The organism is Streptomyces sp. NPDC007164 (assembly GCF_040634135.1).
GTDB lineage: Bacteria > Actinomycetota > Actinomycetes > Streptomycetales > Streptomycetaceae > Streptomyces > Streptomyces sanglieri.
Genome location: NZ_JBEYFB010000039.1, coordinates 22036 through 35316 on the forward strand (window position 1 = coordinate 22036; position 13281 = coordinate 35316).

Sequence of the window (13281 nt, forward strand, 5' to 3'; positions counted from 1 at the left end):
GCGGCTTCTACCGTTCCCGGCCGCCCGCCAAGAGGTGGAGTCGCAGGGCCAGTTGCAGCTCCAGGGCGCGACCCGGTTCGTTCCAGTCGCGCCCGAGCAGCACCTGCACCCGGTCCAGCCGCTGCACCACCGTGTTGACGTGCACGTGGAGTTCGTCCTTGGCGCGGACGAGACTGCCCCCGGAGCCGAAGTAGGCGTCGAGGGTGCGCACCAGGTGGGTGCCGCGCTGCGCGTCGTACTCCAGCAGCGGGCCGAGCGTCGCCGAGACGAAGCCGTCGATGTCCTGGGCGTTGCCCAGGACCACGCCCAGGAAGCCGAGTTCCTCGACGCAGGCCCCTTCCCCGGTGCGCCCGAGGACCCGCATCGCGCGCAGGCAACGGGCGGCCTCCCCGTACGCGGCGGCCAGTTCGCGGGCGCCGCGCGCCGGGCCGGTGGCGGCGACGGTGACGGGGGTCTGGGCGAGCCGGCCGAGCTGGGCCGCCGCCGCGCGGGCCGCGTCGCCCGCGGCCGGTCCGGGGTCACCGGCCGCCACCAGCAGCACCACGGCCCCGGCGTGTTCCGCGCTCACCCCGTGGATGTCCCCGCCGAACAGATAGCGCATCGCGGCGGGGGCCAGCCGCTCCCGGGGCCCGCCCTCGGCCACCAGCAGCAGATGCGGGCGGTCGAGGTCGATGCCCAGGCGGCGGCCGCGTTCGGTGAGTCCGGCCGGGTCGCGGTCCGCGTCGGTCAGCAGGTCGGAGATCAGCTCGCCCCGGATCCGGTTCTCGGTCTCGGCGACGGTGCGCCGCAGCAGCAGGAGCAGTCCGGTGACCACCGAGGCCCGCTCGAAGAGCCGCCGGTCGGAGTCGTCGAGCTGCCCGCGCCGGTGCAGGACGAGACCGGCCAGGAGCTCCTGCCCGGCGAGGACCGCGCAGATCCACCGGCCGTCGCGGTGCACGGCGCGGGCACCGGTACGGGATTCCTCGGCGGTCTCGGCCAGCCATCCGGCGTCCATGCCGTCGGCGGCGAAGTCCGCGCCGTCGGGCCGGACGGCCGCCAGCGGCCGCCCGCCCGGGTCGTGGATGGTCAGCGGGGAGTCCAGCAGCCCGGCGACCGCCGCCGCGACGTCCTTGACGTCCCGGCCGCGCAGCACCAGGTCGGTGAGCCGGTCATGGGACTCCTCGGCCCGGCGCATGGCCGCCGAGTGCTCCCGTACCGCAGCGTTGGCCTCGGCCAACTCGGCGTTGGTGTCCGCCAGTTCGTCCAGTGCGGACCGGGTGTCGGCGAGCGCGCGGGCGGTGTCGATGGCGATCGCGGCATGGGCGGCGAGCGAGCAGAGCAGGGCGACCTCGTCGGGGCTGAAGACGCGGGGCGCCCGGTCGGCGGCGAAGAGGACACCGATGACCTTTCCGGTGCCGCCGCGGCTGGAGCCGAGGAGCAGTGGCACGCCCAGGATGGCGACGAGCCCGTCGTCCAGCACCGCGGAGTCGATGTCGCGGGTGTGGTGGAAGCGGTCGTCGGTGCGGTAGTCGTGGGTGGCGTACGGGCTCGCGGTCTGCGCCACCAGCCCGCCGAGCCCTTCGCCCAGCTCCAGCCGCAGGCGCTGGAAGGCCACCGACACCGACCCGTCGGTGACCCGCATGTAGGTGTCCCCGGCCTCCTCGTCGGGGAGGGTGAGGTAAGCGGTGTCCGTGCCGAGCAGCATCCTGGCCCGGCGGACGATCGCGTTCAGCACCTCGTCCAGGTCGCGGGAGGCGGCCAGGTCGCCCGCGGTGTCGAAGAGCGCGGTGAGCTGGAGCTCGCGGCGGCGGTGCTGGCGCAGGGCGCCCCTGATCCGCAGGGCGGCGGCGGTGCCCCGCTCCACCTCCGCCAGATCGCCCGCGGGCACCCCGGCGGCCCGCGCCTGCGAGGAGACGGCGCCCAGCGCCTCGGCGGGGGCGTCGTCGGCCAGCAGGTCGAGCAGGCGTCGCAGGTGGGGCGCGGCGGAGGTGGCGGAGGTGGACGGTTCAGACATGGGCGGCCGGGATTCGTAGGGGGCGGGATTCGCAGGGGGCGGGTTTCTGCGGGCGGGGCGGTCGGCGGTCCAGCCGCCGACCTGGGGTCAGTTGGCGGTCCAGCCGCCGTCCATGGAGAGGGAGGTTCCGGTGATGTGCCCGGTGCGCGGCCCGCAGAGCCACAGCACGGCCTCGGCGACGTCGCCGGGGTCGATCAGCCGCTTGATCGCACTGCGTTCCAGCATGACCCGGCCCACCACCTCCTCCTCGGAGATGCCGTGCGTACGGGCCTGGTCGGCGATCTGGTTCTCGACCAGCGGGGTGCGTACGTACCCGGGGCAGACGCAGTTGCTCGTCACCCTGTGCTCCGCCGCTTCGAGCGCGACCACCTTGCTGAGTCCCTCCAGTGCGTGTTTGGCCGTCACATAGGCCGACTTGTAGGGGCTGGCCCGCAGCCCGTGCACCGACGAGATGTTGACCACGCGCCCCCAGCCGCGTTCGTACATGCCCGGCAGGGTCCGGCGCAAGATGCGGAACGGGGTCTCCACCATGACGCGCTGGATCAGCGCGAAGCGGTCCGGCGGGAATTCGTGCACGGGCGCGACGTGCTGGAGCCCGGCGTTGTTGACCACGATGTCCGCGTCGGCGGGCAGGGTGTCCACCACGTCGGGGGCGGCGAGATCGGCCACCCACGCGGTCCCGCCGATCGCCTCCGCCAGGCTCTTCGCGGCGTCGGCGGCCTTGTCCACCACGTGCACATGGGCGCCGGCCGCCGCCAGGGCCTGTGCGCAGGCCCGTCCGATGCCGCTCGCGGCGCCGGTCACCAGCGCGGTGCGCCCGGTCAGCGTCGGGTTCGCGGGCGGCGGGACGGTGAGCGGGGCCGGCCCGGGGGCCTGGGGCTGAGGAGTCTCCATGGCCGTCACCGTAGGGAGGCCGGGGCCCACGTCACACGGGGTCGGTGCACACACCGTCGTGCGTCGGCATGGTGGCCGCGTACATGGGGCGGGTCCGGCGGCGGGCCGTCGGTGTGCCGGGCCGGGCGCGGTCCGCCGCCGCCGGACGGGGCCCGCAACGGCGGTGCCGCACATAGCCGGTGCCGGGGAGTGTCAGCCGGGCCCATGGGCGGGGGCGGGCGGGGCCCGTAGCGTCCGCCGGCAGTGTCCGATCAGCCGGCCCAGCCCTCTCAGGGAGGCACCCGTGCGCCCATCGATCCTGCGACGCCTGCTCCGGCGCGTCGCCCCCACCGCCGCTCTCGCCCTCGTCGCGGCGATGCTCGGCACCACCGGAGCGGCGCCGCCGGCCGCCGCCGCCGGCGGCCTGCAACAGGTCACCGGCTTCGGCTCGAACCCCGGCAACCTCCAGATGTACGAGTACGCCCCCGCGTCCCTGCCCGCGAACGCGCCGCTGGTCGTCGCCCTGCACGGCTGCACGCAGACCGCGAACGACTACTACACGGACTCGGGCTGGCCGAAGTACGCCGATCTGTGGGGCTTCGCCGTGGTGTTCCCGCAGACCACGGCCGCCAACAACGCGCTGTCCTGCTTCGGCTGGTTCGATCCGGCCGAGGACGGCCGGGGCCGGGGCGAGGCCGCCTCGATCGTGCAGATGGTGGAGTACGCGAAGCAGCAGTACGGCTCGGACGGCCGCCGGGTGTACGTCACCGGCCTCTCGGCGGGCGGCGGGATGACGGCCGACCTGCTGGCCGCCTACCCGGACGTGTTCGCGGGCGGCTCCGTGGCCTCGGGCCTGCCCGCCCAGTGCGCGACGAGCCAGGCGGGTGCGTCCGGCTGCCAGACGGGCCCGCCGAAGCTGACGCCCGCGCAGTGGGGCGACAAGGTGCGCGCCTCCTACCCCGGGTACGCGGGGCCCTGGCCCCGGGTGGCGATCTGGCAGGGCAGCGCCGACTACACGGTGTACCCGGCCAACGCGACGGCCCTGCGCGACCAGTGGACGGACGTCTGGGGCATCGGCCAGACCCCGTCGGTCACGGACAGCCTCCCCGGCAACACGACGCGCAGCGTGTACGACGACGCCTCGGGGAATCCGGCGGTGGTGACGTACTCCGTCTCCGGCATGGGCCACGGTCTGGCCGTGAGCCCCGGCTCGGGCGCCGAACAGTGCGGGACGACGGCCGCGTACTTCCTGAACGCGATCTGCTCGACGTACCACACCGGCGTCTTCTGGGGCCTGGACCGGGACGTGCCCGGCGGCGGGGAGCAGCTTCCCGCCCCCTCCGGCCTGCGTGTCACGGACGTCGCGGCGGACCGTGTCTCGCTGTCCTGGGACGCGGTCGCGGGAGCGGACTCGTACGCGGTGCACCGCAACGGTGCAAAGGTCGCCGCCACCGCCGGTACGACGTACACGGACACCGGTCTCACCGCCGGCACGGCGTACCGCTACACGGTGACGGCGGTCGACGGATCGGGCACGCCCGGCACCGCCTCGTCCCAGGTGACGGCGACCACCACCGGCGGCGCCCCGGCGCGGTGCTTCACCGCGACCAACTACGCGCAGGTGGCGGCGGGCCGGGCGCACACCACGGGCGGTCATGTGTACGCCAACGGCTCGGACCAGGACATGGGCCTGTACAACGTGTTCGTCACCCACACCCTGCGGGAGTCGCCGGCGGGGTACTTCGTGATCACGGACACCGGGTGCGCGGCCTGAGCGGTGTCCGGGGCGGTGTCCGGCCCCCGGTCTCCGGTCCGCGCGGTCAGGTTTTGCGCAGGGTCCGGGGCCGGGACGCCGGACGGCCCGCTGGACCATGCGCCGGAGGACCGCACCCAACGCCTTCGCCATCACCGCATCGGCGGTGCATTCCACTGGTCGGGTGAAAGCCGCAGGCATTCCGCCCGGTTCGGTCCTCGGCACGCCGCACCCGCCGAGAATCGGGCCTTCGTGGACGGTGCTGCCTCGATTACGGAGTCCAGGGTGGATGGAACCTTCTCGCTGATCCTGCTTCTCCTCTTCCTCTGGGGCCTGTACTCGCAGCGACTGGCGCGCGTCGAACTCACCGCCCCCGTCGCGTTCGTGCTGCTGGGTCTGCTGCTGAGCGAAGGAATCGGGGTACTGCATCTGGCCCCCTCGCCGGGGACGGTGCGAACTCTCGCCGAAGTCACCCTGGCCTGGGTGCTCTTCACCGATGCCGCGCGGCTGTCATTCAAGGCCCTGCGCCCGGAACTCGGTCTGTATGTGCGACTTCTGCTGCTCGGACTGCCGATGTGTATCGGTCTCGGCGCCCTGCTGGCCACGGGCCTGCTTCCCGGGGTGTCGGGCTGGGCCGCGCTGTACGTGGGGGCCGCCCTCGCCCCGACAGATGCCGCGCTCGGCGCCACGATGATGGTCAATCCGGTGGTGCCCGCGAGGATTCGCCGCCTCATCAATGTCGAGAGCGGTCTGAACGACGGTATCGCCACCCCGTTCGTCGTGTTCGCCCTGGCCGGAGTCGCCGCGGCCGGGAGTGCGTCGGACACTCATGCCCCCGGAACCGCCCTCGTGGAACTCGCCATCGGTCTGGCCTACGGCACGGTGCTCGGGCTGACGGCCGGATGGCTGCTGCGCTCCGCCCTGCGCCGGGGCTGGGCCACCGAGGACGTAGCCGGAGCGGGCGTCCTGGCTCTGGCCCTCCTGAGCTACACCTCAGCCATCGCGATCGGTGGCAACGGCTTCGTCGCCGCCTTCGTCGCCGGCCTGGCCTTCGGATCGACGCACGGCGCTCCACGGCGCGTGCTGTTGTTCGTCGAGCAGTCCGCTTCGCTGTCTTCCATTCTGGTGTGGCTGCTCTTCGGTGCCGTACTGGTACCGGCCGCCGTCCATCACCTCACCTGGCCGACGGTGCTCTACGCGGCACTGAGCCTGACGGTGGTACGCATGGTGCCAGTGGCCCTGTCCTTGACCGGAAGCGGCCTGGACAGGAAGACCATCCTGTTCGTGGGCTGGTTCGGCCCGCGCGGGCTGGCATCCGTCATCTTCGGCCTGCTGGCGGTCGAGGAACTGGAACCGCAGGTCTCGCGGACGATCGTCCCGGTGGTCGCCTGCACCGTGCTGCTCAGCGTCTTCGCACACGGCATCGCCTCCGCTCCTCTCGCCCAACGCTACGGAAGAGCGGCAGCCGTCACAGGCCCGTCCCCGGTCGGCCCGGCCGCGGACGTTCTGCCCATCCGGGGGATGGTGGCAGGCGCTGCCAAGCACCACCGGCACGGCAGGCGGGACTGAGGCTCCCCCGCTGTGGCCCCGACGACCACGTGCAGCCGGCCGTCGGCCGGGCCGTCCTGACCAAGGGCCATGAAACGTCGAGAGCTCGCGACGGCAGCCCTCTCGATCACCTGCCGTGCACTCGACGACATTTGCCTACGCCGAGATCGATCGCGAGAGCGGACCGGGCCGCGTCCGACAGATCCCGCCCGCCGTCCACCCGCCCGCCGTCCACCGGCACAGCGGGCGGAATCCGTCATACCCGGCCTACTCCTCCGGCGGGAAGACGACCTCTCCCGAGCCGGTCAGTGTGATCGTGATCGCCTCGACCGGGCACCCCTCCGCAGCCGCCAGGACCTTCTCGTCGGCGTCGGTCTCCGGGACCGACGGGCGGGACTGGCGGGCGGTGTCCAGGGCGAAGGCGCCCGGCGCGTGGTTCACACACATCCCGGAGCCGATGCAGACCCCCCGGTCGACCTCGACGGCCCAGCGGTCGCCCATCACGCCCCCTCGTATCCGGCCGGCAGGTGGATCATCTTGTGCTCGAAGTACTCGCCGTATCCCTCGGGCCCGAACTCCCTGCCCAGGCCGGAGTTCTTGTACCCGCCGAACGGGCCGAGCATGTCGAGGCTGAAGGTGTTCACGCTGTACGTGCCCGTCCTGACCCGGCGGGCGATGTCGATGCCGCGCTCGGTGTCGGCGGTCCAGACGCTGCCGCTGAGCCCGTAGTCGGAGTCGTTGGCGATCCGTACGGCCTCGTCCTCGTCACCGTACGGCAGCAGGCAGATGACGGGGCCGAAGATCTCCTCGCGGGCGATCCGCATCGAGTTGTCGACGTCGCCGAAGAGGGTCGGCTCGACGTACCAGCCCCGTTCCTGGGACGCCGGACGGCCGCCGCCGGTGAGGATCTTGGCGCCCTCGTCCTGCCCGATCCGGATGTAGTCGAGCGAGCGCTGCTGCTGGCGCTGCGCGACCAGGGGGCCTAGTTCGGTGGCCGGGTCGAGCGGGTCGCCGACCTTCAGCGCGGACGCCGCGGCGGCGAACGCCTCGGCCGTCTCGTCGTAGCGGGAGCGCGGGACGAGGATGCGGGTCTGGGCCACGCACGCCTGGCCGTTGATCATCCAGGCGAAGGGGACGATGCCCGCGACGGCGGCGTCCAGATCGGCGTCGGGAAGCATCACGGCGGCGGACTTGCCGCCCAACTCCAGTGTGACGCGGGTGAGGTTGCGGGAGGCGACCTCCATCACCCGGCGCCCGGCGGCCACCGACCCGGTGAACGACACCTTGTCGACGCCGGGGTGCCCGACCAGGTACTCACTGACCTCGCGGTCGGCCGGAAGGATGGAGAGCACGCCTTCCGGCAGCCCGGCGTCGGCGGCGATCTCGGCCAGGATGTAGGCGTCCAGCGGGGATTCCGGCGAGACCTTGAGCACGGCGGAGCAGCCCGCCAGCAGCGCGGGTGCGAGCTTGGCGGCGGCGGTGAACTGCGGAACGTTCCACGGCACCACGGCCGCGACCACTCCGACCGGCTCCCGCCGCACCAGCAACGGCCCGAGCGCCCCGGCCCGCCGCTCCTCGTACGGGAAGCCCCGCGCCACGGTGATCGCCGAGTCCCACACCATCATCGCGGCGAGCGCCTGCACCATGACGCTCGACGTGTACGGGGTGCCGTTCTCCGAGCTGATGACCCGGGCGATCTCCTCGTACCGGACGGCGAACGCGTCTTTGATCCTGGTCACCACCGCGATCCGCTCGTCCAGGCTCATCCGGGGCCAGGGCCCCTCGTCGAACGCCCGCCGCCCGGCGGCGACGGCCGCGTCCACGTCCGCCCGGGAGGCATGCGGCACCCGGCCGATGACCTGCTCGGTGTGGGGCGAGACGACCTCGATCACTTCCCGGCCCAGCGGATCGACCAACTCCCCGCCGATGAACAGTTTTCCGTGTTCGACAAGCTCGGTCATGGCTACTGCCTCCCGCGGCCCGGCGCGTTGCCCGAATCGGCATCCGGCTCGACGTCCGACTCGACATCCGACTCATGATCTGACTCTGTGTCAGAACTGATATCAGTTCCAGTTCCAGGAGTCCACGGCCGCGACAGCGCCCCGGACAAGATGGTCGACCGGGGCTACTACTGGAACAAGTTCTCGTTACAGTGGGGCGAGGCACCGGAGCCGCGAAGCCGTACGCCGTCCAGAGAGATGGGGACCTCATGACGCAGGTGACCGACCACGGCGGGGGCGTGCACAGCATCAAGGTGCCCATCCCGGACAATCCGCTCGGCCACACCCTCGTGCACGTCCTGGACACCGATCGGGGTCCGGTGCTGATCGACACCGGGTGGGACGATCCCGAGGCCTGGGACACTCTCGGGGCCGGCCTCACCGCCATCGGTACGGAGATGGCCGACATCCACGGTGTGGTCATCACCCACCACCATCCCGACCACCACGGGCTGTCCGGGCAGGTGCGCGAGGCATCCGGGGCCTGGATCGCCATGCATGCGGCGGACACCGCGATCGTGCGCCGTACCCGGGAGTCCCAACCCGGCAGGTGGCTGACGTATCTCGCGGCCAAGCTCACCGCGGTCGGAGCGCCCGAGGAGCACCTCGCGCCGTTGCGGGCCGCCGCGGCCGACGGGGGCAGGATGCGGACGCTGCCGGGGCTGCGTGCCGCGCTCCCGGACCGGGAGATCGTGCCCGGTGAGCTGCTCGACCTGGCGGGGCGCAGGCTGCGGGCGATCTGGACGCCGGGGCACACGCCGGGGCATGTGTGCCTGCACCTGGAGGAGGAGCACCCGGGCAATCTGCCGGGGCGGGGGCGGCTCTTCTCGGGAGACCATCTGCTGCCGGGGATCAGTCCGCACATCGGGCTGTACGAGGACCCGGACGACGCCACGGTCACCGATCCTCTCGGCGACTACCTCGACTCGCTGGAGCGCATCGGCAGGCTCGGGGCCGCCGAGGTGCTGCCCGCCCATCAGTACGCCTTCACCGATGCGGCGGGACGCGTACGGGAGCTCCTCGGGCATCACGAGGAGCGGCTGACCGGGCTGCTCGGGCTGCTGGCGGAGCCGCTGACGCCGTGGGAGCTGGCCGTGCGGATGGAGTGGAACCGGCCCTGGGAGCAGATCCCGCACGGCTCCCGGAACATCGCCGTCTCGGAGGCGGAGGCGCATCTGCGGCGGCTGGTGAAGCTCGGGCGCGCGGAGGCGGTGCCGGGGAGCGAGCCGGTGACGTATGTCGCGGTGTGAGTGATGAGCGATGAGTGATGAGCGATGAGTGATGAGCGATGGGTGTGATGCGCGTCGCTGGGTGCGTGACGTACGTCGCGGGGCGTGTGGTGACGCGTACGTGTGTGGTGACGCGTACGTGAGTAGTGACACGTCCGGGGCGCTCCTCCCGGCCCGGAGCCCGGTCGGTGCCGCCCGGTAGAGTGTGCGGGTCGTCATCATGCCCGTTCAGGGGGAAGCCGGTGCGAATCCGGCACTGACCACGCAGCCGTGAACCGTCTTCGCAGGCGGTGAGTCGGAATGCCCTGTCCGCGGTCGTGACCGGCTCGGACCACCGGATCCCCCGGTGGTCGGCACCGTCGAGGTACACGAGGTCGGAGCCTGGTGCCTGAGCGTGCCTGTGCCCGGTTCACCCCGCAGGAGAGGCCCCGCCCGCCATGACCGTACGTCGCAGCGCAGCAACGCTCGCCGCCACCGCCGCCGTGCTCTGCGCGGCCGCTGCGCCGGTCGCGGTGGCAGCGCCGTCCCCCTCGCCCTCGCCTTCCGTCGCGCTGCCGTCCGGGCTGTACGGCACGAAGGACCCCACCTACGACGGTGTGTGGCGGCAGTCGCTGGCCTTCCTCGCGCAGCGGCTCGAAGGGGTCACCCCGGCCGCGAAGTCGGTGGACTGGCTGATCGGTCAGCAGTGCGCCGACGGCTCCTACGCCGCGTACCGGCCCGATACCGCCAAGCCGTGCGACGCCAAGACGGTGCGGGACACCAATGCCACCGCGGCCGCCGCCCAGGCGCTGGTCGAGGTCGGCGGGCACCGCGAGACCGTGAACAACTCGGTGCGCTGGCTGAAGTCCGTACAGAACGAGGACGGCGGCTGGGGCTACACCGCGGGTGCGCCCAGTGACGCCAACTCCACCTCTCTGGTGATCGGCGCCCTCGCCCGTCAGGGGCAGCGGCTCACGGACATCACGACCCCCGGTGGCAAGACCCCCTACGACCCGCTGCTCGCCCTCGCCATCCCGTGCGGCGGCAAGGACGGCGGCGCCTTCGCGTACCAGCCCGACAAGAAGGGCGGGCTCGCCGCGAACGCGGACGCCACCGCGGCCGCCGTGCTCGGCACGATGGGCAAGGCCCTGGCAGTCGGGAACAACGCCGCGGGCAAGGCACCCACCTGCCGGCCCGGTTCCGGGCTCACGCCCGAGCAGGCCGCGCAGAACGGCGCCCACTACCTCACCGACGCCCTCGCCGGCAGCGGTCACCTGAACCTGGCGCCGATGCCCGGTGCCACCGACACCACCCCGCAGCCCGACTTCGGCAACACCGCGGACGCGGTCGTCGCGCTCTCCGCGGCCGGCCACCAGGACAAGGCGGCCGGAGCCGTCGACTGGCTGAAGAAGAACTCCGCGGACTGGGCCGCCCAGAGCGGCCCCGCCGCCTACGCCCAGCTGATCCTGGCCGCCCACGCGACCGGCAACAACGCCCGGGACTTCGGCGGCGTCGACCTCGTCGCCCGGCTCAACGCGGCCGGCCCCGCGCCCGCCGCCGTCGTGACGCCCGACCCGTCCGCCGACACCGGGTACGAGGCCACGGAGAAGGACCAGGTCCACAGCGGCGACGACGTGATCGGGGGCGTGTGGTGGTACATCGGCATCGGCCTCGTCCTCGCGGCCATCGCGTTCTTCCTGACCAGCGGTCGCCGGAAGAGCAGGCAGCCGTGAGGCGCGTGGGACGGACCACCGCGCTGCTGGTGGTCCTGGGCGCCGTCCTGGCCGTGCTCGGCGCGGGACCGGCCCAGGCGGCCGGGTACCGGTACTGGTCGTTCTGGGAGGGTTCCGGATCCGGCTGGACGTACGCCACCCAGGGCCCGTCGCTGGTCCGGCCGGACGACGGGGCGGTGCAGGGCTTCCGGTTCTCGGTCAGCGAGGACTCCCAGGACTCGGCGAAGCCGCGCCGCGCGGCCGACTTCACGAAGATCTGCGCGGACACCCCGGCCCAGGACGGCACCAAGCGGATCGCACTCGTCATCGACCCGGGCACGGCGGCGGACGCCCCGGCCGGTGAGACACCGCCCGCGCCGCGCACCGCGTGCGCACGGGTCGGACCGGACGCGAGCGCCGCGGAGGCACTCGCCTCGGTGGCGAAGCCGCTGCGCTACAGCAGCGACGCGATGCTCTGCGCCATCGCCGGATACCCGGGCTCGGGCTGCGGCGAACAGGTCTCCGGCGACGGAAACGGCAGCGGGGACGGCAGCGGGAACGGGAACGGGAACGGCACGCCCGACTCGGCCGCCTCCGCCTCCGTTTCCACGTCACCGGCCGGGTCCGCGGCCTCCAGCGGCTCGGGCGGCTCCGGCGGCGGCCCGTCCGCCGGGGTGCTCGTCGGGGTCGGCGCCGTGCTCCTCCTCGGCATCGCCGCGGTCGTGCAGGCCCGCCGCCGCCGCGGATGACCGCCTCGACCAGCGCTCCGGCCGGCCGCACGGCCCTGGCGCGCCGGCGTCCGCTGCGCGCGCCCGCGGCGAGCCGGAGCAACGCCGTGCCCGCCGGGGCCTGGTGGCTGTGGGCGCTCGGCCTGGCAACCGCCGCGTCCCGGACCACCAATCCGCTGCTGCTCGGGCTGCTGGTGGGGGTGGCCGGTTACGTCGTGGCCGCGCGCCGTACCGACGCGCCGTGGGCCCGTTCGTACGGGGCGTTCATCCGGATCGGGCTGTTCGTCGTCGCTGTGCGGCTGGTCTTCTCCGTCTTCCTCGGTTCGCCGATCCCCGGTACGCACACGGTGTTCACGCTCCCCGAAGTGCCGCTGCCCGACTGGGCGAAGGGGGTCAGGCTCGGTGGCCGGGTCACCGCCGAGCAGTTGGTCTTCGCGCTGTACGACGGGGCGAAGCTGGCCACCCTGCTGATCTGCGTCGGTGCGGCGAACTCGCTCGCCAACCCGGCCCGGCTGCTGAAGTCGCTGCCCGGTGCGCTGTACGAGGCGGGCGTCGCGGTCGTCGTCGCGATGACGTTCGCGCCGAACATGGTCGCCGATGTGATGCGGCTGCGCACCGCACGGCGGCTGCGGGGCCGGCCGACCGGTGGCATCAAGGCGGTCCTCCAGATCGGACTGCCGGTCCTGGAGGGCGCGTTGGAGCGCTCGGTCGCGGTGGCCGCGTCGATGGACGCGCGCGGCTACGGGCGCACCGCCCAGGTCCCGCCCGCCGTCCGCCGCACCACGAACGTGCTCACGCTCGGCGGACTGCTGGGCGTGTGCGCCGGTACGTACGGGCTGCTGGCCGCGCAGGGCGCGGTGTACGGGGTTCCGCTGCTGATCGCCGGGCTCGTCGCCGCGCTGGCCGGGCTGCGGCTCGGCGGGGCCCGCTCGGTCCGTACCCGCTACCGGCCCGACCGGTGGGGTGTGCGGGCCTGGCTGGTGGCGGGTTCGGGGGTCGTGGTGGCGGTGGCGATGATCTGGGCGGGCGGTGCCTACGGGGAGGCGCTGCACCCGGGGGTCGTGCCGCTGGCCGCGCCGGTGCTTCCGCTGTGGCCCGCGGCGGCGGTGCTGATCGGGCTGCTGCCCGCGGTGGTGGCGCCGGTGCCGCCGCCGGTGGGCGGGCCGGTGAGTGGGACGACGGGTGCTGCGCGGGCGAGTGAGCCGGCGGGTACTGCGCCGGTGAGTGGGACGACGGGTACTCCGCGGGCCAGTGAGCCGGTAGATGCTGCGCCGGTGAGTGGGCCGGCGGGTGCTCCGCGGGCGAGTGAGCCGGCGGATGCTGCGCGGGCGAGTGAGCCGGCGGGTACTCCGCGGGCGAGTGAGCCGACGGGTACTCCGCGGGCGAGTGAGCCGACGGGTACTCCGCGGGCGAGTGAGCCGACGGGTACTGCGCCGGTGAGTGGGCCGGTGGATGCTGCGCCGGTG

9 protein-coding genes, 1 pseudogene and 1 riboswitch are annotated in these 13281 nt (G+C 73.2%); of the genes and pseudogenes, 6 read left to right on the forward strand and 4 right to left on the reverse strand.

The features are described 5' to 3' along the window. Nucleotides 1–7 precede the first annotated feature (7 nt). Both ABZ622_RS32590 and ABZ622_RS32595 read right to left on the reverse strand, forming a co-directional pair. Entirely contained in the window at nucleotides 8–1993 is a 1986-nt protein-coding gene (locus tag ABZ622_RS32590) for a GAF domain-containing protein (protein WP_360549398.1), read from the reverse strand. 87 nt (nucleotides 1994–2080) lie between these two features. Beyond that, a complete protein-coding gene (locus ABZ622_RS32595) occupies nucleotides 2081–2887 on the reverse strand; it encodes a 3-hydroxybutyrate dehydrogenase (protein WP_360549400.1) in 807 nt (268 codons plus the stop codon). A 283-nt stretch (nucleotides 2888–3170) separates the two neighbouring features. Between ABZ622_RS32595 and ABZ622_RS32600 the strand changes: the two genes are divergently transcribed. Next, a complete protein-coding gene (locus ABZ622_RS32600; protein ID WP_360549402.1) occupies nucleotides 3171–4640 on the forward strand; it encodes a PHB depolymerase family esterase in 1470 nt (489 codons plus the stop codon). A 264-nt stretch (nucleotides 4641–4904) separates the two neighbouring features. Beyond that, the gene (locus ABZ622_RS32605) at nucleotides 4905–6188 is read left to right on the forward strand and encodes a cation:proton antiporter (RefSeq protein ID WP_360549404.1); all 1284 of its coding nucleotides are present in this window, start codon (nucleotides 4905–4907) and stop codon (nucleotides 6186–6188) included. 246 nt (nucleotides 6189–6434) lie between these two features. On the opposite strand, the gene ABZ622_RS32610 is transcribed toward ABZ622_RS32605, so the two are convergent. Both ABZ622_RS32610 and ABZ622_RS32615 read right to left on the reverse strand, forming a co-directional pair. Next, nucleotides 6435–6668 carry a ferredoxin gene (locus ABZ622_RS32610; protein WP_360549406.1) on the reverse strand — a complete coding sequence of 78 codons (234 nt, stop codon included), beginning with the start codon at nucleotides 6666–6668 and terminating at the stop codon, nucleotides 6435–6437. Further along, nucleotides 6668–8128, reverse strand: coding sequence for an aldehyde dehydrogenase (locus ABZ622_RS32615; RefSeq protein WP_360549408.1), 1461 nt, complete (start codon nucleotides 8126–8128; stop codon nucleotides 6668–6670). The genes ABZ622_RS32610 and ABZ622_RS32615 overlap by 1 nt, the downstream gene beginning before the upstream one ends. A gap of 248 nt (nucleotides 8129–8376) precedes the next feature. Between ABZ622_RS32615 and ABZ622_RS32620 the strand changes: the two genes are divergently transcribed. The 4 genes and pseudogenes from ABZ622_RS32620 to ABZ622_RS32635 form a co-directional block, all read left to right on the forward strand. Then, nucleotides 8377–9417, forward strand: a complete 1041-nt coding sequence (locus ABZ622_RS32620) for an MBL fold metallo-hydrolase (protein ID WP_360549410.1) — start codon at nucleotides 8377–8379, stop codon at nucleotides 9415–9417. Between the two features lie 171 nt (nucleotides 9418–9588). Beyond that, a riboswitch (cobalamin riboswitch) is annotated at nucleotides 9589–9724 on the forward strand. Nucleotides 9725–9833: 109 nt separating this feature from the next. Beyond that, nucleotides 9834–11108: a prenyltransferase/squalene oxidase repeat-containing protein gene (locus ABZ622_RS32625; RefSeq protein ID WP_360549412.1), complete on the forward strand. Its 1275-nt coding sequence runs from the start codon at nucleotides 9834–9836 to the stop codon at nucleotides 11106–11108. After that, nucleotides 11105–11836, forward strand: coding sequence for an SCO2322 family protein (locus tag ABZ622_RS32630; RefSeq protein WP_360549414.1), 732 nt, complete (start codon nucleotides 11105–11107; stop codon nucleotides 11834–11836). Before ABZ622_RS32625 ends, ABZ622_RS32630 begins: the two co-directional genes overlap by 4 nt. After that, a pseudogene (locus tag ABZ622_RS32635) lies at nucleotides 11833–12966 on the forward strand (energy-coupling factor transporter transmembrane component T); the annotation flags it as partial. The gene ABZ622_RS32630 and the pseudogene ABZ622_RS32635, both read left to right, overlap by 4 nt. Nucleotides 12967–13281: the final 315 nt, after the last annotated feature.

What these genes read in the sequence shown, in the direction of transcription:
- ABZ622_RS32590 (WP_360549398.1), bottom strand. Translation starts at nt 1,993, where the DNA reads ATGTCTGAACCGTCCACCTCCGCCACCTCCGCCGCGCCCCACCTGCGA.
- ABZ622_RS32595 (WP_360549400.1), bottom strand. Translation starts at nt 2,887, where the DNA reads ATGGAGACTCCTCAGCCCCAGGCCCCCGGGCCGGCCCCGCTCACCGTC.
- ABZ622_RS32610 (WP_360549406.1), bottom strand. Translation starts at nt 6,668, where the DNA reads ATGGGCGACCGCTGGGCCGTCGAGGTCGACCGGGGGGTCTGCATCGGC.
- ABZ622_RS32615 (WP_360549408.1), bottom strand. Translation starts at nt 8,128, where the DNA reads ATGACCGAGCTTGTCGAACACGGAAAACTGTTCATCGGCGGGGAGTTG.
- ABZ622_RS32620 (WP_360549410.1), top strand. Translation starts at nt 8,377, where the DNA reads ATGACGCAGGTGACCGACCACGGCGGGGGCGTGCACAGCATCAAGGTG.
- ABZ622_RS32625 (WP_360549412.1), top strand. Translation starts at nt 9,834, where the DNA reads ATGACCGTACGTCGCAGCGCAGCAACGCTCGCCGCCACCGCCGCCGTG.